Origin of the sequence: Desertivibrio insolitus, assembly GCF_017355965.1 — a bacterium.
In the GTDB taxonomy this organism is placed as follows: domain Bacteria; phylum Actinomycetota; class Actinomycetes; order Actinomycetales; family Microbacteriaceae; genus JAFIQW01.
This window is the reverse complement of record NZ_JAFIQW010000002.1, coordinates 207170-226313: the sequence shown is the minus strand read 5'-3', so window position 1 is coordinate 226313 and position 19144 is coordinate 207170. Positions and strand designations below refer to the sequence as shown.

The 19144-nt window shown below is 68.4% G+C and carries 16 protein-coding genes, 1 tRNA gene and 1 pseudogene; 5 read left to right on the top strand and 13 right to left on the bottom strand.

What is annotated here, in order from left to right:
• Positions 1–43: 43 nt before the first annotated feature.
• Together JUB10_RS05135 and JUB10_RS05130 are read right to left on the bottom strand one after the other, a co-directional pair.
• On the bottom strand, positions 44–961 hold the full coding sequence (locus JUB10_RS05135) for a type II secretion system F family protein (protein WP_207454603.1): 918 nt from the start codon (positions 959–961) through the stop codon (positions 44–46).
• Positions 951–2063, bottom strand: a complete 1113-nt coding sequence (locus JUB10_RS05130; RefSeq protein WP_207454602.1) for a TadA family conjugal transfer-associated ATPase — start codon at positions 2061–2063, stop codon at positions 951–953. The genes JUB10_RS05135 and JUB10_RS05130 overlap by 11 nt, the downstream gene beginning before the upstream one ends.
• 403 nt (positions 2064–2466) lie before the next feature.
• Between JUB10_RS05130 and acs the strand changes: the two genes are divergently transcribed.
• Both acs and JUB10_RS05120 read left to right on the top strand, forming a co-directional pair.
• Positions 2467–4452: an acetate--CoA ligase gene (acs, locus tag JUB10_RS05125; RefSeq protein ID WP_207454601.1), complete on the top strand. Its 1986-nt coding sequence runs from the start codon at positions 2467–2469 to the stop codon at positions 4450–4452.
• A 111-nt stretch (positions 4453–4563) separates the two neighbouring features.
• On the top strand, positions 4564–5601 hold the full coding sequence (locus JUB10_RS05120; protein ID WP_207454600.1) for an LCP family protein: 1038 nt from the start codon (positions 4564–4566) through the stop codon (positions 5599–5601).
• 61 nt (positions 5602–5662) lie between these two features.
• Here JUB10_RS05120 and JUB10_RS05115 read toward each other — a convergent pair whose 3' ends face one another.
• Together JUB10_RS05115 and JUB10_RS05110 are read right to left on the bottom strand one after the other, a co-directional pair.
• A complete protein-coding gene (locus JUB10_RS05115) occupies positions 5663–6121 on the bottom strand; it encodes a RidA family protein (protein WP_207454599.1) in 459 nt (152 codons plus the stop codon).
• Between the two features lie 14 nt (positions 6122–6135).
• Positions 6136–6279 (bottom strand): annotated as a pseudogene (locus JUB10_RS05110) (DUF4177 domain-containing protein); the annotation flags it as partial.
• 50 nt (positions 6280–6329) lie between these two features.
• On the opposite strand from JUB10_RS05110, the gene JUB10_RS05105 reads away from it, so the two are divergent.
• From JUB10_RS05105 to JUB10_RS05095, 3 genes are all read left to right on the top strand, one after another.
• Positions 6330–8843 (top strand): transglycosylase domain-containing protein, encoded by a 2514-nt coding sequence (locus JUB10_RS05105; protein WP_207454597.1) that lies wholly within the window; start codon positions 6330–6332, stop codon positions 8841–8843.
• Positions 8840–9802, top strand: coding sequence for a metallophosphoesterase (locus tag JUB10_RS05100; protein ID WP_242682161.1), 963 nt, complete (start codon positions 8840–8842; stop codon positions 9800–9802). The genes JUB10_RS05105 and JUB10_RS05100 overlap by 4 nt, the downstream gene beginning before the upstream one ends.
• Positions 9803–9860: 58 nt before the next feature.
• Positions 9861–9934 (top strand) — tRNA-Pro (locus JUB10_RS05095).
• A 174-nt stretch (positions 9935–10108) separates the two neighbouring features.
• On the opposite strand, the gene JUB10_RS05090 is transcribed toward JUB10_RS05095, so the two are convergent.
• From JUB10_RS05090 to JUB10_RS05050, 9 genes are all read right to left on the bottom strand, one after another.
• Positions 10109–10882 (bottom strand): SGNH/GDSL hydrolase family protein, encoded by a 774-nt coding sequence (locus JUB10_RS05090; RefSeq protein ID WP_207454596.1) that lies wholly within the window; start codon positions 10880–10882, stop codon positions 10109–10111.
• 96 nt (positions 10883–10978) lie between these two features.
• A complete protein-coding gene (locus JUB10_RS05085) occupies positions 10979–11536 on the bottom strand; it encodes an arsenate reductase/protein-tyrosine-phosphatase family protein (RefSeq protein WP_207454595.1) in 558 nt (185 codons plus the stop codon).
• A 32-nt stretch (positions 11537–11568) separates the two neighbouring features.
• Entirely contained in the window at positions 11569–13098 is a 1530-nt protein-coding gene (locus JUB10_RS05080) for a polysaccharide biosynthesis tyrosine autokinase (protein ID WP_207454594.1), read from the bottom strand.
• A 33-nt stretch (positions 13099–13131) separates the two neighbouring features.
• Positions 13132–13764, bottom strand: coding sequence for a thymidine kinase (locus JUB10_RS05075; protein ID WP_207454593.1), 633 nt, complete (start codon positions 13762–13764; stop codon positions 13132–13134).
• On the bottom strand, positions 13764–14447 hold the full coding sequence (locus JUB10_RS05070) for a response regulator transcription factor (protein WP_207454592.1): 684 nt from the start codon (positions 14445–14447) through the stop codon (positions 13764–13766). Before JUB10_RS05070 ends, JUB10_RS05075 begins: the two co-directional genes overlap by 1 nt.
• 222 nt (positions 14448–14669) lie before the next feature.
• The gene (locus JUB10_RS05065; protein WP_207454591.1) at positions 14670–15701 is read right to left on the bottom strand and encodes an Rv2578c family radical SAM protein; all 1032 of its coding nucleotides are present in this window, start codon (positions 15699–15701) and stop codon (positions 14670–14672) included.
• A 78-nt stretch (positions 15702–15779) separates the two neighbouring features.
• Complete coding sequence (locus JUB10_RS05060) at positions 15780–16742, bottom strand: glycosyltransferase family 2 protein (protein WP_207454590.1); 963 nt, start codon at positions 16740–16742, stop codon at positions 15780–15782.
• 13 nt (positions 16743–16755) lie between these two features.
• Positions 16756–18231 carry a polysaccharide pyruvyl transferase family protein gene (locus tag JUB10_RS05055; protein ID WP_207454589.1) on the bottom strand — a complete coding sequence of 492 codons (1476 nt, stop codon included), beginning with the start codon at positions 18229–18231 and terminating at the stop codon, positions 16756–16758.
• 233 nt (positions 18232–18464) lie between these two features.
• A partial coding sequence (locus tag JUB10_RS05050) for an S-layer homology domain-containing protein (protein WP_207454588.1) occupies positions 18465–19144 on the bottom strand: 680 nt, incomplete at its 5' end.

The window sequence follows — 19144 nt, the reverse complement described above, 5'->3', positions numbered from 1 at the left end:
GTCGGTGCGACGAACCGTGCCGGTCGCAGCTCGTGGAGACGACTCATCCGAGCTGGACTGTTGAGGAGACGACGGAGTACAGCAGCGGCAGCACCGCGACCGCGACGAACGCCGGCAGCACGCAGACGCCGAGCGGCAGCATGAGACGCACGCCGAGTGCTGCCGCGCGCTCGGCGGCGCCCGCGGCCGTCTCCCGGCGCTCCTGCTCGGCCTCGCTCCGCAGCAGCGCCGCGGCGGGCACGCCCGCGCGCCGGGACAGCCGGAGCACCGACTCGAGGGCCGCCGGAGGCACGGGATTGAGACCGAGTTGCGCGAGCGTCTCGTCGACGACCGCGACGGCGCGGTCGAGCGCCCCTCCCCCGCCGAGCGCGACCGCCACGAGGTCGAGCCCCAACCCCGGTGAGGTCGAGCCGCGTTCCGCCGCGCCGACGAGGGCGCGGTTCCACCGCAGTGCGACGAGCATCAGCACGGCGCCGACCACGAGGCACCCGAGGCCGACCGGGGTGGTGAACAGCACGGCGAGCGTGTCGAAGCCGAGCAGTGCGCCGAACAGCACCCCGACGGGCGGCAGTGCGAGCACGAGCCGCACGGTCGCCTTGGGCCCGGCGAGGGCCACGCGGATGTCGCGGCGCGCCTGCGCGAGCGCGCGCAGCGACCCGGCGAAGTCCGTCAGCGTCGCGGCGAGCGGCGCGCCCGCGATCGACGCCACGCGCCAGGCCGCGGCGAGCGCCAGCCACGGCTCGCGCGCCGTCGGCGGAGACGGCCCCGCGGCCTCGGCGATCGCCGCGGGGAACGACTCCCCCGCCGCGACGCGCTCGGTGACGACGACCGCGGCGTCGTCGCCGCCCTCGGCGAGATAGCGCCAGGCCCTGTCCGGCGGCACGCCCGCGGCGAGCAGCACGGCCAGGCGGTGCACGGTCGCGGCGACGCCCGCGAGGCGCGCCGCCTCGTCAGCCCGCATGAGGCGAGCCCCGCCGGGCCGCCGCCTCCCGTCGGGTGAGCGGCTGCGGCTCCGGCGGCGGCGCCTCCGGCGGCGGACCGGGCTCCGCCGGTTCGAGTGGTTCCACCACCAGGCGGTCGCCCTCGAGAGCGAGCCGCCCGACCGCGGCGAGGGTGCGGCGCCCCTCGCGCCGTTCGAGATGCAGCACGAGGTGGAGCGCGCTCACCGCTTGGCGCGCGACGGCCTCGGCGCTCATGCCGGCGAGGGCGCCGAGCGCCTCCAGCCGGGCGGGCACGTCGTTGAGGGAATTCGCGTGCAGAGTACCGGCCCCGCCCTCGTGGCCGGTGTTGAGCGCCGCGAGCAGTTCACGCACCTCGGCGCCGCGCACCTCGCCGAGCACGAGCCGGTCGGGTCGCATCCGCAGTGCTTCGCGCACGAGCCGGACGAGCCCGATCTCGCCCGCGCCCTCGAGGTTCGCCTGCCGGGTCTCGAGCGACAGGTAGTGCGGGTGTGCGACGCGGAGCTCCGCGACGTCCTCGATCGCGACGATGCGCTCCCCCGGGGCCGCGAGTCCGAGCAGCGCCGCGAGCAGCGTCGTCTTGCCGCACCCGCCGCCTCCGGTGATGAGCACGTTGCGCCGGGCCTCGATCGCACCGCGCAGCAGTGCGCCCTGGTCGGGCGTCACCGTGCCCGACTCCGTGAGGTCGTCGAGGCTCGGCTGCTGCGGCCGGGGCGCGCGGATGGAGACGAGCGTGCCGCGGGGCGCGATCGGCGGCAGCACGGCGTGGACCCGGATGCCGTCGGCGAGATGCACGTCGACGGCGGGCGTCGCCTCGTCGATGTGCCGCCCGCCCAGGGCGATGAGCCGCACCGCGAGGTCGCGCAGCTGCGGCTCGGCCGGCGCGGCGCCCTCGAGCACCGCCCCGCTCCCCCGGTCCACCCAGCAGCCCCCGGCACCGCCGTTGAGGAAGACGTCGGTGACATCCGGATCCTCGAGCAGGCGGCCGACCCGTTCGAGCGTGCCGGTCAGGAGCGGAGGCGGGATGACCCGGCGCGGCGGGCCCGCGTCATCCGGCTGCCCCGGCCGGCGGGCGACGAACGCGGGAACAGGCGCGGTGCTCACGCCGGAACGCTAAGCAGCGACCGCGAACAGCGGACCGAAGAGGCGGACGACTGCGGAGAGGACTCGACGCGGAACGGCTGTGGAGGAGACGCCGGTTAAACAGAAGGGGCGGCACCTATTGGGGGGAACAGGTGCCGCCACGACGGAGACGACTGGGGGGTATCGCCGGACCGCCGCGTCGAGCCTAGAGCGCGACCGGCATCACGGTAGTGCAGTCTCCGGCGCGTCGCAGCGGATTGACGCATCCGGTGCAGATTTCACACCGGAACCCGAAGTAGTGGAGGGATTTCCACCAACTGCGACGGCTCGCGACGCGGCCGGTTCCCAGGCCGCGTCCGCTGGTTAGGATCGGAATCATCAATGACGATGGCGCGCGAGCGCTCCCGCTCCGAGGGGAATCTGGATGACGACGTCCGAACAGTCCATCGACAGCCTTCTGCGTGAGAACCGGCGGTTCGCCCCGTCGCCCGAATTCGCGGCGTCCGCCGTCGCGACCCCGGACCTCTACGAGGCGGCGAAGACGGACCGGCTGGGGTTCTGGGCCGAGCAGTCGCGCAATCTGCTGCACTGGCACCAGCCGTTCGAGCAGGTGCTCGACTGGTCGAACCCGCCGTTCGCGAAGTGGTTCGCCGACGGCAAGCTCAACGTCGCCTACAACTGCCTCGACCGGCACGTCGAGGCTGGCAACGGCGAGCGCGTCGCGTTCCACTGGGAGGGCGAGCCGGGCGACACCCGCACGATCACCTACGCCGAGCTCACCGCCGACGTGAAGCGCGCCGCGAACCTGCTGCTCGGCCTTGGCATCCGTGCCGGCGACCGCGTCGCCATCTACATGCCGATGATCCCCGAGACGGTCGTCGCGATGCTCGCCGTCGCCCGCATCGGGGCCGTGCACTCGGTCGTGTTCGGCGGCTTCAGCGCCGAGAGCCTGCGCGCGCGGATCGACGACGCGGCCGCGAAGCTCGTGATCACCGCCGACGGCGGATACCGCCGCGGCTCGGTGGCCCCGCTCAAGCCCGCCGTCGACGCCGCGCTCAAGGACGGCAAGAGCACCGTCCAGCACGTGCTCGTGGTGCGCCGCGGCGAGAACGACGTCGAGTGGACCGAGGGTCGCGACCTCTGGTGGCACGAGGAGCTCGGCAAGGTCGACGCCGAGCACGAGGCCGAGGCGTTCGAGGCCGAGCACCCGCTCTACATCCTGTACACCTCCGGCACGACAGGGAAGCCGAAGGGCATCCTGCACACCAGCGGCGGCTACCTCACGCAGGTCGCCTACACGCACCGCAACGTCTTCGACCTCAAACCCGAGGCGGATGTCTACTGGTGCTCCGCCGACGTCGGCTGGGTGACCGGCCACAGCTACGTCGTCTACGGGCCGCTCGCCAACGGCGCGACCTCGGTGATCTACGAGGGCACGCCCGACCACCCCGAGCCCGGCCGCTGGTGGGACCTCATCGAGAAGTACCGCGTCTCCATCTTCTACACGGCACCGACGGCGATCCGCTCGTTCATGAAGGCCGGCCGCGAGATCCCGCTCGCCCGCGACCTCTCGTCGCTGCGCCTGCTCGGCAGCGTCGGCGAGCCGATCAACCCCGAGGCGTGGGTCTGGTACCGCGAGATCATCGGCGGCGGGCAGACCCCCGTCGTCGACACCTGGTGGCAGACCGAGACGGGCGCGATCATGATCTCCGCGCTCCCCGGGGTCACCGAGACCAAGCCAGGCGCCGCTCAGGTGCCGCTGCCCGGAATCTCGATCGGCATCGTCACCGACTCTGGCGAGCCCGTGCCCGCGGGCAGCGGCGGGCTCCTCGTCGTGACCGAGCCGTGGCCGTCGATGCTCCGCGGCATCTGGGGCGACCCGGAGCGGTTCAAGGAGACGTACTGGTCGAAGTTCGCCGACCGCGGCTACTACTTCGCCGGCGACGGCGCCCACCTCGACGAGGACGGCGACATCTGGCTGCTCGGCCGCGTCGACGACGTGATGAACGTCTCCGGCCACCGCCTCTCGACGACCGAGATCGAGTCGTCGCTCGTGTCGCACCCGATCGTCGCCGAGGCGGCGGTCGTCGGCGCGAGCGACGAGACGACCGGGCAGTGCGTCGTCGCCTTCGTGATCCTCCGGGCCAAGAAGGCGAAGTCGGTCACGCCGGAGGAGGCGAGCGAGAAGCTGCGGGCGCACGTCGCCGAGCAGATCGGCCCCATCGCGAAGCCGAAGAAGGTCTTCGTCGTGCCGGAGCTGCCGAAGACCCGCTCCGGCAAGATCATGCGCCGACTCCTGCGCGACGTCGCGGAGGGCCGCGAGGTCGGCGACACGACGACCCTCGCCGACACGTCGGTCATGCAGGTCATCGCCGAGGGTTACCGCAAGCGCGGCGGCGAGGAGGACTAGGCGGGACGACGGATTCCGCCGGGCCGGCGCTCCGCGGCATCCGTCGTTTCCGCGACACTCGGGCTGCGACGGAAGCCGACGCGTTTGGCGTGACCGTCTAGGGTGTCCGGCGTGGTGAGCGAGCTTTTCGAGATGCAGGACACGCCCCGGCGGGAGACCCGGCCGCCGAAGAAGCGCAAGCGCGTGCTGCTGATCGTGCTCGCGAGCGTCGCCGCGGTGGTGCTGCTCGTCGCGGGCGGCATCGGCCTGTACGCCTTCAATCTGGCGCGAAGCTTCGACGAGCAGACGAAGAACATCGAGACCGCCTTCCCCGAGGAGGCCGCCCGTCCTGCTCCCGTCGAGGGCGAGGCCGCGCAGGCGCAGAACATCCTGCTGCTCGGCTCCGACACGCGAGGCGAGCTCGGCGACGACCTCGACGCCGTCGACGGCGCCCGGGCCGACACGATCATGGTCGCCCACATCCCCGCCGAGCGGAACGCCGTGCAGGTGCTGTCGATCATGCGCGACAACTGGGTGACGATCCCCGGCCACGGCGAGGCGAAGATCAACGCCGCTCTCTCCTACGGCGGCGTCCCCCTCATGGTGCAGACGGTCGAGGAGTACATCGGCGTGCGCATCGACCGCGTCGCGATCATCGACTTCGAGGGCTTCGAGGGCCTGACGGACGCCCTCGGCGGGGTGACCATCAACAACGAGGTCCCCTTCAACTCCTCGCACATGACCGGCAAGACCTTCCCCGAGGGCCCGCAGCAGGTCAGCGGCAAGGAAGCCCTCGCGTTCGTGCGTGAGCGGTACGCCTTCACCGACGGCGACTACCAGCGCGTGCGCAACCAGCAGGTCTACATGAAGGCCGTGCTCGAGAAGACGCTGAGTGCCGAGACCCTGACGAACCCGGCCCGCATCAGCGACGTGTTCGGTGCGTTCGCCCCGTACCTCACCGTCGACGACGGCCTGACCGCGCAGTACCTCGCGGGCCTCGGCACGGGCATGGCCTCGATCCGCAGCTCCGACGTGACGTTCTTCACGGGCCCCACCTCGGGCACCGGCATGGTCGGCTCGCAGTCCGTCGTCTTCGTCGACGAGGGCAAGCGGGAGCAGCTGCGCGAGGCGTTCCGCAGCGACACCCTCGAAACGTACCAGCCGTTCTGATACCCGGAGACGACGGATGCCGCGGGGCGAGCGCTCCGCGGCATCCGTCGTTCTGCAGGTCCTACTCGAACTCGGCGATGAGCTCCACCTCGACGGGCACGCCCTTGGGCAGCGCGGCGACGCCGACGGCGGAGCGCGCGTGCTGGCCGGCCTCGCCGAAGACGTCGCCGAGCAGGTCGGAGGCACCGTTGACGACGGCCGGCTGGCCTTCGAAACCGGGGGCGGATGCCACGAAGCCGACGACCTTGACGATGCGGGTGACGCGATCCAGGGAGCCGATCGCACCCTGCACCGCCGCGAGGGCGTTGATCGCGCAGAGCCGGGCCAGCTCGGCGGCATCCGCCTCGCTGACCTCGGCGCCGACCAGTCCGGTCGCGACGACGGCGCCGTCGCGGATCGGGATCTGCCCGGACGTGAACACGAGGTTGCCGGTGACGACGGCGGGGATGTAGCTGGCGACCGGAGCGACCGGCTCGGGGATCGAGATGCCGAGTTCGGCGAGGCGCGTGGTGACGCTCACGCTCACGCCGCCTTCGGGCGCTTCAGGTAGGCGACGAGCCCGCCCTCGGGGCCCTGCACGATCTGCACCAGCTCCCAACCCTGCTCACCCCAGTTGTTGAGGATCGCGGCCGTATTGTGGATCATCAGCGGAGTCGTGACGTATTCCCATGTCTGCATAACGGCGCTTCCTTCAGCGTGGTCAGTGGTCATCGCGTACCCTGTGGCCCATGTCTCCCCAGAGCTCCAAGCCTAGTGGCGTGCTCTCCGGCGTCGTCGGTTTCCTCGGCTTCAGCGCGCTCGCGGGCGTGCTGTCGACCGTGCTCATCGCGCCCTTCATCGCCGTCGGCGGAGTGGCGGCGTCGAGCTCCATCGGGCTGTTCGAAGACCTTCCGGAGTACATCGAGATCGGCCAGTTGCCGGCCCGCAACGCGATCTACGCGAACACGGCCGACGGTCCGGTGCAGATCGCGACGGTCTACGACCAGAACCGCGAGGAGCTCGCCTCCGACCAGGTGAGCCAGTTCCTGAAGGACGCCGCGGTCGCCGGTGAGGACCGCCGCTTCTTCGAGCACGGCGGCGTCGATGTGAACTCCGTCGCCCGCGCCGCAGTCGGCAACGTCACGAGCGGGGACATCCAGTCGGGCGGATCGACGCTCACGATGCAGCTCGTCAAGAACATCAAGGTGCAGCAGGCGGAGCAGTCGGGTGACGAAGCCGCCTACAATGAGGCCGTCGAGCAGAGCCTCGGGCGCAAGCTCGAGGAGATGAAGCTGGCGATCGGCCTCGAGAAGACGTACTCGAAGGACGACATCCTCCTCGCCTACCTGAACATCGCGAACTTCGGATCCGCGACCTATGGCGTGCAGGCGGCGGCGCAGCGCTACTTCTCCGTCAACGCCTCGGACGTCACGCTCGCGCAGGCCGCCAGCATCGTCGCGATCGTGCAGTACCCCAACGCGCTGAGCCTCGACAAGCAGGAGAACTACGAGGGCAACAAGGTGCGCCGTGACTTCATCCTCGGGATGATGCTGAAGTCGGGCTACATCGACCAGGCGCAGCACGACGAGGCGGTCGCGACCCCGATCCAGCCGACGCTCTCCGACCCGAAGAACGGTTGCATGTCGGCGTCGTACAACGCGCAGTTCTTTTGCGACTACGTCGTCAAGTCGGTCAAGGACATCCCGGGGCTCGGCAACAGCCCCGAGGAGCGCCTCGCGAACTGGAAGCTCGGCGGCTACGACATCTACACGACGCTCGACGCCGACATGAACGTCGTCGCGCAGAACGCGATGAGTGACAACGTGCCGAAGTCGGTCGCCACCCTCGACCTGGGCGGCGCCGTCTCGAGCGTCGAGGTGGGCACGGGACGGGTCCTGTCGATGGTGCAGAACAAGGACTACGACAACACCCTGGACGCCGATCCCGCCACCGAGACCGCCTTGAACTTCAACACCGACAAGGCCTACGGCGGCTCGAGCGGTTTCCAGACCGGCTCGACCTACAAGATCTTCACCCTGGTGAACTGGCTCCAGGCGGGGCACGGTCTCGAGGAGCAGGTCGACGGCACGCAGAAGGCCTGGAACGCCTCGGTGTTCGAGGACAGCTGCGCAGGCACCCACGGCGGCACCTGGAACCCGAAGAACTCCGGCGGCGGCACGTTCGGCTCCATTTCGGCCCTCACCGCGACGTCGCAGTCGGTCAACACCGCGTACGCCTACATGTCGTCGCTGCTCGACCTCTGCGACATCCGCACCGCCGCCGAGTCGCTCGGAGTGCACCGCGCCGACGGCAAGCCGCTCGAGACCGTGCCTTCCGCGACGCTCGGCGTGAACGAGATCGCCCCGCTCACGATGGCCGCCGCATTCGCCGCGATCGCCAACGAGGGTGTCTACTGCGCCCCGATCATCGTCGACCGCGTGGTGAACGCCGACGGCGTCGAGGGCCAGGGTCAGCCCCAGCAGTGCAACCAGGGCATCGAGCCGAACGTCGCCAACACCGTCGCCCACGCCATGGCGGCCGTGATGAACGGCGGCACGGGCGCGGCGTCGAACCCGTCGGGCTCGACCCCGATCATCGGTAAGACGGGAACGACCGACAACTCGACCCAGACCTGGATCGTCACCTCGACGACCAAGGTCGCGACCGCGACGTGGGTCGGCAACATCACCGGCAAGGTGTCGATGCGCAACCTCTCCGGCGGCACCTCGATGCGTCACCGCATCACGAGCGAGCTGATGGGCGCTTACGCCGCGCGGTACGGCGGCGGTCAGTTCCCCGGACCCGACTCCAGCCTCATGCGCGGCACCAACAACGTCACGGTTCCCTCGGTCGAGGGCCTCAGCTACGCCGACGCCGCCGCGCAGCTGCAGGGCGCGGGCTTCAAGGTCAGCGACGGCGGCAGCGAGCAGAGCGGACTGCCCGCGGGCTCGGTCACTCGCAGCACCCCCGGCGCAGGCACCCCGGTCTTCAAGGGCGCGAGCATCACGCTCTACACGAGCGACGGCACGCAGGCGCAGACACAGGTTCCGGATGTCACGGGGCAGCCGCTGTCGGCGGCGGTCGGCACCCTGGGCGGTGCGGGCTACAGCTCACTCACGACCCAGTTCGTGCCGGGCGCCCCCGAGCAGCAGTGCACCGTCGCGGGAACGAACCCGGGCGCCGGCAGCGCCACCGCCCCGAACACACCACTCACCGTCACGGTCCACGGCAACCCCGCGGGCCAGGATCCGGGGAACTGTTGAGCAGTCAGCGTTCAGTAGGCGGCGCCGCCGCACAACTCGCCGTGGGCGCGCTGGCGGTCGGTGCCGCCGGCGCCCTCGCCTGGGGCACCGTCGTCGAGCGGAACATGTTCACGGTGCGGAACGAGACCGTGCCGGTGCTGCAGCCGGGCTCGCGCCCGGTGACGGTGCTGCACCTCTCCGACCTGCACCTCGCGCCGTTCCAGACGAACAAGCAGGACTGGGTGCGCAGCCTCGTGCATCTCGAACCCGACCTCGTCGTCTCGACCGGCGACCTGCTCGGACACGAGGACGCGATCGGCGCGATCGCACACACGCTCGCGCCGTTCGCCCACGTGCCCGGCGTCTTCGTCCACGGCTCGAACGACTACTACGCGCCGGTGATGAAGAACCCGTTCACGTACTTCACCGGCCCGTCGAAGCAGACGCGGGAGCTCGCCCGCCTCGACACCGCCGAACTCGAGCGCGTGCTGACCGAGGACCTCGGCTGGCTCGACCTGAACAACAAGGCGCGCGCCATCGAGCTCCGGGGCTCCCGGTTCGAGTTCTTCGGCGTGAATGACGCCCACCGCAACTGGGACCGCCTCGACAAGCTCCCCGGCAACATCGAGGAGCTGCGCGAGAACGTCGGCTGGCAGGACGAGGAAGGTCCCGAGCCGGTGACGATCGGCGTGACTCACGCTCCCTACCAGCGGGTACTGAACTCGTTCGTGACGCACGGCGCCGAGCTCATCTTCGCCGGGCACACGCACGGCGGCCAGGTGAACGTGCCGGGCTTCGGGGCCCTCGTCACCAACTGCGACCTCCCCCGCGACAGAGCGAGCGGCTTCGGCGTGTGGCACCACGCGCTGCGCACGGCCTACCTCAACGTCTCTGCGGGGCTCGGTACCTCCATCTACGCGCCCGTCCGCTTCGCCTGCAAGCCCGAGGCCGTGCTCCTCACGCTCACGGCGCGGGCGTGACATCCGCGCTGTGAACTTCGGCTATCCTTGACGAGGTTCATCCGCGGTGCGGATGTTCCGGGGTGTGGCGCAGCTTGGTAGCGCGCCTCGTTCGGGACGAGGAGGTCGTGGGTTCGAATCCCGCCACCCCGACATGAGAAGGCCCCTCCGCGAGGAGGGGCCTTCGTCGTTCCTGCAGGTCGCGCCAGCAGAGCCGGCAGAGCCGAGCCAGGGAACTCAGACGGCCGTTCAGGCAGGCTGTACTGTCGCCTCAGGCGCCGACGAGTGCACTCGCTGCTCCGAGGGCGGATGGCGGAGAAGAACGCCTCAGCGGCCGAGCAGCGCCTGAATGCTCGGCGCGATGCGCTCGGCAAGATAAACCTGGCCGTCGTCGTTCGGGTTGACCCCGTTGGCTGCGACGAGCTCCGGATCTTCGGCGGCGAACCAGTCCTCAGCCACCGGGTCAACGAAGGTCAGGCCCGCGGCGACGGCGGCGTCTCGGATCGCGTCGCGGTTCGTGATCTCCTCCGACGAGAGTCCCTCGGCGGATTCGAGGTACGCGGGGCCGATGACCAGCACGGGCGCATCTGGCGAACGCTGCGCGAGGGCCTCGTACAGCTCAGCGGCCGAGGCGTAGAGCTCGTCGTAGGTGGCACCGCTGTCGTTCGAGCTACCGAAGACCACGATCGCTCCGGTGGCTGGGTCGCTCTCCTGCACGAGGTCGAGGAAGGTCGACCCGCTGCTGCCGCTCGCGACGTAGCCGCTTCCGGGAGCACCGGCCGGCCTCGTCTCGACGGCGAACTGCTGACCGATGAGGGCGGGCCAAAGAGCATCCGGGCCTGAGTTGGCGCTCGAGCCGCTCGTCCAGCCGTCACCGATCACGGTGATGTTCGTGATGGCGGGCGCGGACGGCGCGGTCTCGACCGGTGCCGCGGGCTCCGACGGAGGCGCGGATGCGATGGGCGCGGCAGTCGTAGGTTCGGCAGCCGGCTCACCGGCGGCCGTGGACGGCGCCTGACGCGGCAGGAAGGCCATGACAAGCAGGGCCACTATGCCGAGCGACATCAGCACCCCGAGCGCAACCCGGATCCAGTCCTTCATCTCGAGCCCGGATCCTCTCCCCCAGCGAGCCACGCAGTCAACCTAGCGGAGTTCGAGCGTTGCGTGGCGACGCGCCGAAACCTTCTTCGCACGCGATCAGGCGACCGCTGAGATCTCAGCCCGGAGCCGGGCGGAGACGGTGCGCACGGCGCGATCGATGGTCGCGCCGACGTCCTCGTGCAACTGCGCACTCTGCTTGTAAGGGTCGGCGATATCGGGATTCGCCGAGCTCACCCGGAAACGCGACTGCGACGCGAGAGACACCAGCTCGCGGAGCTGCTCGGGCACCGTCTGCGCGACCGGAGGCAACGGGGCGAGCGTCTCGACGAGTTCCGCGAATTGGAGCAGGGTGAAGGCCTTGCGCGTCGCGCGCGGGTAGTCGCGCGTGAGTTCGCCGAGCTGAGCGACCGTCATCACGAGGATGAGGTCGGCCCCGTCCACGAATCGGTCGTGCAACTGCTTACCCACCGCACCCGTCGGGTCTCCGCCGAGCCGGCGCGAGATCTCCGTGGGGTGTGCATCCATGGGCGAGCCGGACATGGCGCGCAGGCCCGCGCTGGCGACGATGACATCCGGATGCCCGCCGAGATCGCGACGCAGGAGCTGCTCTGCGAGCGGCGACCGACAGATGTTGCCGGTGCAGACGAACAACAACCGGAACGCCTCGCGGCGTGGAGCAGGAGTGGTCACCAGTCCGCCGGCACGAAGAGCTCGTCGGTCTTCTTCGAGGTGTAGTTCGACTCGTAGTAGCCGTACTGAGTGGCGTTCGAGCCCTTGCGCGGAACGCGGTTGAGCACGATACCGATCGCGTGTCCGCTTGCGCGCTGCAGGTTGCCGAGCGCCTTCTCCAGCTCGTCCGTGCGCGTCTTGCCAGCCGATATCACGACGATGGCACCGTCGCAGCGGGCGGTGAGGATGGCGGCATCCGTCACCGGCAGCAGCGGCGGAGCGTCGATCAGCACGAGAGCGCTGCGCGAGAGCTCCTTGACCAGCATCTGCATCGCGTGCGACGAAAGCAGCTCGCTCGGGTTCGGCGGAATGGAGCCCGCGGGGAGCAGGTAGAGATTGCCCGTGTCGCCCCAGGGCTGGAGCACGTCGGCGAGCTCGGCTCGGCCGATGAGCACATCGCTGAGGCCCGCGCCCTCGACGAGGTGGAACGCGGTGGCGAGCATCGGGCGGCGCAGGTCGCCGTCGATCACGACGACGCGCTGACCCGCGGCGGCCAGGGCGATGGCGAGGTTCGAGGTGATGGTCGACTTGCCGTCGCCGGGAAGCGGACTCGAGACGACGAGCACCTTCATCGGGTTGTCCACGTTGGTGAACTGCAGGTTCGTTCGCAGCTGACGCAGCGCCTCGGACACGGCCTGGTCCTCGGCACCAGAATGGCCGCCGGTGTGCGACCGCTTGAAGGCGCTCGCCGCGAGACGGTCCTCATGAGTGAAGTTCGGGTCGACGGGAATCGTGCCCAGAACTGGAACGTCGAAGTTGCGCTCGATCACGTCGACCGACCGGATCCGCTTGTCGAGCGTCTGCCGGAGGAAGGCGTAGGCGAGTCCGGCGGCAAGCCCGAGCGCCAGCCCGAGGGGCACGATGACACGGGTGTTCGGCGACGACGGAACGGTGGGCAGGACCGCGGGCTCGTAGACGACCAACTGAACGGTGACCGTCGACGTGGTCTCCTCACCTGTCGTCTCATCCACCACTGTGGCCACCTCGATGGTGGAGATCTCGGCAGCGAGCGAGTTGATCCAAGCGTCAGCGAGCTGCTGGGCTTCCTCCGGCGTGCTCCCCTCGGCGGTGACCTGCATGACCGAGGTGTTGAGCGGTACCGAGGCGGAGATGCGCGAAGTGAGCGCCGAAGGGCTGTCCTCGAGGCCGAGCTGCTCGATGACACGCTCGGCGACGGTGCGGGATTGCGCGAGAGTCACGTAGGACTGAGCGCGCGACTTGGCGAGCTGGTCCGCCTGGACCGCGAGCGACGCGTTCTCGGTGGTATCGCTGCTAGCGGTCACCAACCCGCTCGAATTGGCGGTGTACACGGGGTCCTGAATCAGGGTCCAAGCGAAGGCGGCGAGTCCGCCGATCAGCGTGGTCGCCAGCAGCGTAAGCCAGTACTGACGCGCGATCCTCAGGATGTCTGCGAGTTCTATGAGCCGGTCCTCTCCCCATGAACCGATCCGAGGCGCGGAGAAGCTCCTGGGAAGCGGTGGGGTCATCCTAACCGGACGACATTCGCCAGGGTGGTCGATTTACGAAATCGAAACGCGACGACGGTCGCTCGCCAGAACGCCCTTGGACTCGTCGAGATAGCAGGCTCCGCACAGGGACTCGTAGGTGACGTTCTCGCCGTCGATCGCGACCTGGTCGCCGGCGAAGACGAAAGCCTCGCCGATCCGTCGAGCGTTGAACACGGCTTTGCGCCCACACCGGCAGATGGTCTTGAGCTCTTCGAGGGAGTGCGCGATCTCGAGCAGGCGACGGCTGCCGGGGAACGCGACAGTCTGAAAGTCGGTGCGGATGCCATAGGCCATCACCGGGATGCTGTCGAGAATCGCGATGCGAAGCAGGTCGTCGACCTGGTCTCCCGAGAGGAACTGCGCCTCATCGACGAGCAGACAGGCCACGCCGTGTCCCGTCGCCTCCTGCACCCTCACCCGGTGACGCTGGAATTCGCCGTAGACGTCGTCGTTCGGGCCGATCGTGAAGTCCACTTCGCGCGTCACGCCTAGGCGGGACACGATGAGGCGGTCGCCTTTCGTATCGACGAGCGGCTTGGCGAGCAGCACCATCTGACCGCGCTCCTCGTAGTTGAAGGCCGCCTGCAGCAGGGCCGTCGACTTCCCGCTGTTCATCGCGCCGTAGCGGAAGTACAGCTTCGCCACTACTGCAGGTAGCCGTCCTCCGCCGCGCGGCGGATGAGGTCGGCCTTCTTGCTCGCGGGTCGATCGACCTTCGCGTACTTCTCTCGCACCCGACGAAGATACGTCTTCGCCGTCTCGTACTGCACACCCATCCGCTGGGCGACCTCGTTAGTCGAGAGCCCCGAGACGTAGTGCTTCAGCGCGTCGAGTTCGCCGGGGCTCAGCTTCGGCCGGGTCGGCAGAGTGGCTCCGATGGGCAGCGGGCGCCAGTCCCGGGGCTCGCCCGGCGCAGGCTCGACGCCCATCACGTTGCGCGCCGCGGCCATGACATCCCGCATCGACATCGTCTTCGGCAGGAACGCCGAGGCGCCGGCCTCGAGGGCACGGGTGCGGGCTTCAGGGGTGTCGAGCCCGCTGAGCACGAGCACCTTCGCGCCGGCCGCGCGGCAGGTGCGGACGCGCGCCTCGATGGAGACGGGCTCCTTCAGCTGGAAGTCGATGAACACGAGGTCCGTCGGGAACTTCGGACTGTGCACGAGCTCGATCCACGAGCTCGCGCTGAGCACGAGTTCGAAGTCGGGCGCGTTCGCTGCGATCCAGCTGCTCAGCGCGTCGAGAAGCACCTCGTGGTCATCCAGCACCGCCAGGCGGATCGGGGTGAGGCGACCGCTCGGAGCGACACTCTTCGGGTTAGTGCCAGTCATGAGGGAACCTTTGCTGTCGGGCTTCAGCGTGAGCCGGATGCCCGCGCCGTCGGGCTTCCCGGGAGGTGCGCCCAACCGCGCCTCCGCCTGCTCGATCTGTCGAGTATTACACCGATGCGAGTCGGGCTGTACCCCGAAAACGAGGGGGAAACCGCAAGAGAAACCGCACGATGTCGGGCGACCCGCACGAGGGCGCAGTCGTTTGCGTCGCTCTTGTCCCCCTCAGAAGAGCGTGGGCTGGGGCTGCGGCGGAGCAGCCGCCTCGCGCATCGCCACTCCCCCGGTCACCGGGTCCTCGCGGCCGAGCTGGAGTCCGTGCTTTCTCAGCAGAGGCTGAATGCGCGCCCTGAGCCAAGCACGGTAGTCCTTCGGCGCGTAGGCGCCACGCGCATACAGCTCGCGATACTTCGGCACGAGCTGCGGATGTTCGCGCTCCAACCACAGCAGGAACCACTCCTTGACGCCCGGCTTCAGGTAGAGGGCGTTGTGCAGGACGCGGGTCGCGCCCGTCTCGGCGATCATCCCGAACGCCCTGTCGAGGTGGGCGACGGAGTCGGTGAGCCACGGCAGGATCGGCATCAGGAAGACGGTCACCTCGAAGCCGGCCTCCTGCGCCGCTCGCACAGTGGCGAGCCGCGCTTTCGTCGTCGGGGTGCCGGGCTCGACCGACTGCTGCAAGTCGTCGTCGTAGACCGCGATCGACATGGCCAGCTCGATCGGCACTCGCTCTCGGGCACGCACGAGGCTCGGAAGGTCCCGCTTCAGAAGCGTTCCCTTGGTGAGGATGCTGAAAGGGGTGCCGCTCTCGGCCAGGGCTTCGATGATGCCGGGCATGAGCCGGTACCGACCCTCAGCCCGCTGATACGGATCGGTGTTCGTGCCCAGCGCGATCGGCACCCGCTCCCACGACGGCCGGCGCAACTCTTTGCGAAGCACCTCTGCGACGTTGATCTTCACGATGATCTGACTGTCGAAGTCGCGACCGGCGTCGAGTTCGAGGAACTCGTGGGTCGGCCGGGCGAAACAGTAGGCGCACGCGTGGCTGCAGCCCCGATACGGGTTGATCGTGTGCCCGAACGGCAGCGCCTTCACCGCGCCGGGGACACGATTGATCGCACTCTTCGCGAGCACTTCGTGGAACGTGATGCCGGCGAACTCGGGAGTCTGCACCGAGCGCACCAGGTTGGAGAGCTTGACCAGACCCGGCAGGGCGCCTGCCTGCTCGGCGGCGACAGCCTGCCCACTCCATCTCATTACGCTATTCGAACATACGTTCTAGACGCTTACAACTCCGAGCCTGCGATCTCGGTCAGCGACCTCAGAGCGCCTCGCCTACCGCCTGCGAAACAGCCTGACGAGCCGATTGAGCAAGCTGCGGGGAAAGCGCCGTACGTAAGCGCCGGGACCGTGCAGGGGAACGAGCTCCGTCACGTGATCCAGGCGCTGCGAGACCGCGTCGAGACGCTGGAGCACCTCGTCGATGCGGTGATGCAGATCGAGCGTCCGCTGGTCGATGAGGCTAGTCAGATGAAGAGGCAGACCGACGCCGTTCTCCTGCGCATACCGCCTCAGATGCTCATCACGAAGCAGCGCATCGAAACGTGTGTGGTCATCCCGTCCGACGATCACGGAGTTGCCCATCACGCCGCCGAGTCCAGGACGCTGATGCCAGAACGCGAGCGGCTCTCCCGGCACGAAGTCGATGCGATGCGCGGAGAGGAATCTCAAGTGGAACTCGTAGTCGCCTACGACCGGAAGGTCCTCGCGGAAGTACCCGATCTGTTGGTGCACAGCGCGCCGGTACACGAACGAGATCGGCACGAACCGGTTGTAGTGAAGAGCCGACGCCAGGGTGAGGTCGACCGCACCGCCGCCGAATCGCTCGCGCTCGAACTCGACCACCGAGTTCCCGTCGATGCGCTCCCAGACAAGCATGGTGCTCGCGACGACTCCCATGGTCTCCGGATGATCCTCGAGGTGACCGACCATGCGCTCGAGGAAACGTGGGTGCCAAGTGTCATCGTCGTCGTGAACGACGATGTAGCGGGAGCGCGAGTTGCGGATCGCGGCGTTGGATGCCGCCTCCATCCCTATCGACGTGGGGTTCTCGATGATTCGGAGCCGCTCGCCGAGCGCGTCGCGGAAGGGCTCGAGAGTGCGGCCCAGAGCGTGCGGATCGCCTCCATCGTTCACGAGATGTAGCTCCCAGTCGTCGGAGGTCTGCGCCAGAACGTCTGCGAGCGCGCGCTTGAGCAGAAGAGGGCGGTCCTTGGTCCTCATGATGATGGCGATCACGGTCTCAGATTCCTCAGCGCCCAAGGAGTCGACCCCGACCACGGTGGAGGAGATTGAGCGAGCGATACGTCCTGGACGAGCGGTATGCCGTGATCTCCCTGTCTGCAGCAGCCGCGAGCGACCGGAAATAGTCGCGATCGACCTCGGCCTGCTCGCTCTGTGCACTGCGGCGCATGAACGGCATGTGGCCGTCGCGAACCTCGAGCAATTCCGGCGGGGCGGAGTGCCCGACAATCTCATTCTCGAGGTGCTCGGAAGTGCCCGAATGACCGTCGACAGCAGCGAGCAAGCGATCACGGTCGTTCCGTGATCGCGCCCATGCCGTTTCCTTCAGCCCCGACAAGTGACGCCGGTAATCGGCTTGATCCCGTGTCATGGCGTCGGTCAACCTTGCGGACTCGTGACTGAGGAGAGCGGGAGCCGGAAGCACATATCCGTCGACGCCCCAGTTCTGCATGACGCCCTCCATCCGGGCGTATGCGTAGCCCGTCGAGGCGAGCGCGAGCACCGCGGCTCCGTGGCGCAGCCCGAAGACGGCAGGGTGGAAGCGTGACGTGACGACGAACTCGGCATCCGACAGGATTCGAGCGGAGGTGACCGCGTCCGTGATCGTCATCAGCTCGGCTGTTCCGGCAGTCATTTCTGCCGCAATCCTCCGGTGCACCTCCTCGTCGCCGTCGCCCTCACCCGGGGTCGCCATGTGCGGCACGAATGTGACCGGCGCGTTGGCATGCTTTGAAAGCCGTATGAGGAACTGGGCGAGGGCCGGAATGATCCGGTGACCCGCTCGCTCCTCGAGATCGCTGGAGAACGTCGCTACCAACTTGGGCCGGCGATCCGGATCGGACCCGTCTCCTGCCAGGTCGACGTAGGTGGCGTCGTCCAGGGAGAGCGACGGAGCCACCTCCGGTGCCAGATCGCGCGCCAGCTGCACGGACGCGTAGTCCCGGAACGACACGTGGCTGAGCAGGGGAAGAACCTGAGCGATGTCGGCCCGGTCTCTCTCGTTGAGGGCGGGGCCCAGAGTCTGCCCCCCGAGGGTCACGCGCTTTCCGAAATGAAGCGCAATCAACGCTGTCGCGATCCGTTCGCTGAGCAGCCACCCGTACTGAGAGTTCAGGTTCCCACCGCCGCCGATGTGCATGGCGTCCAATTCGCGGATGGCCCGCACGGTCTCAGCGAAGCCGTTCCGCATACCCCAGCCGTACGCGTCGCCGGCGGCGAGGGCGGTGCGCAAGTCCTCGACCAGCGACTGCCGCTCGTCCGGATCCCACGGAAACGCCATCGAGGGAGCTGTGGCGAAGCGCTCCGACATCCAAAGCCTGGTGTGGGCAGGATCGCGCGTGAACAACACCGGTTCGTGACCGCGAATCTGCATGTCATGGGCGATCGCGTGACCGATCGCTTCGTCACCGACGTGATAGACCGCCTGACCGATGTCGGCCAAAACCCCGATGCGCATCGCGATGCCCCCCTGCTGTTCGGCCATCGATCGTAGTTCACAGCATCAGTCGTCACTCGAGATGCGGAGCCACCTCGCTGCGCGGAGGAATTGGACGAACGAAGCGGTCGCGCTGGATCGAGCATGACCCTCGTTCGGCCGACCTCATGACTGATCCACCTAGTGACGCCCGCTGCCAAGGACGGGCACTGACCTACCGCCCTAGATTCTCGGACCACTACCCCCTGGGAGCGGCTTGACTTCTCTTCCGATCGCTACGGCTAGTTCTTCATCAACCTGTACATGAACGCAGCCATAGCGTCCCGCGCTACGGGCTGCAGAGGCCGGTACGTACGCGATCCATCGGCTTCCGGCCAGCCCGTCGAAACACCTCTGGCGGCGAGCCAGCTGATCTCCTTGTAAAACTGATTACTGCTTTGTACATCAGCGAAGCTGGCCGCAGCCGGAGGCTCATAGGCTGGCGATTTGTCGAATCGATACATGAAGGCCGCCATCGCATCGCGATTCACCGGATCAAGGGGACGGAATGTGCGCCGGCCATCCGCTTCCGCATAACCCGTAGAGATTCTTTGGTCGGCAAGCCAGGCGATTTCCTTGTAGTACATGTTCGTGCGCGGCACATCCGAGAACGGCGACTCGCTGGGGGGCGTGAAGTCCGGCCGGCCGGCAAGCCGGTACAGGAACGCGGCCATCGCGTCTCGTTTGACCGTCTCGAGAGGTCGATACGTACGAGAGCCGTCCGACTCGGTCCAGCCGGTGGAGATGCCCTCGCTTGCAAGCCAGGAGATTTCCCGGAAGAACATATTCTGCTCAGGAATGTCGGAGAACGCTGGCAGCGCGCGGGCAGTGACCGGCGCACTCGCCTTGGTCGCGGACTCGTACCCGGCCTTCGACCCGGTCACCTCCACCGTGACCGACGTACCAGCATCAGCGGCCACCA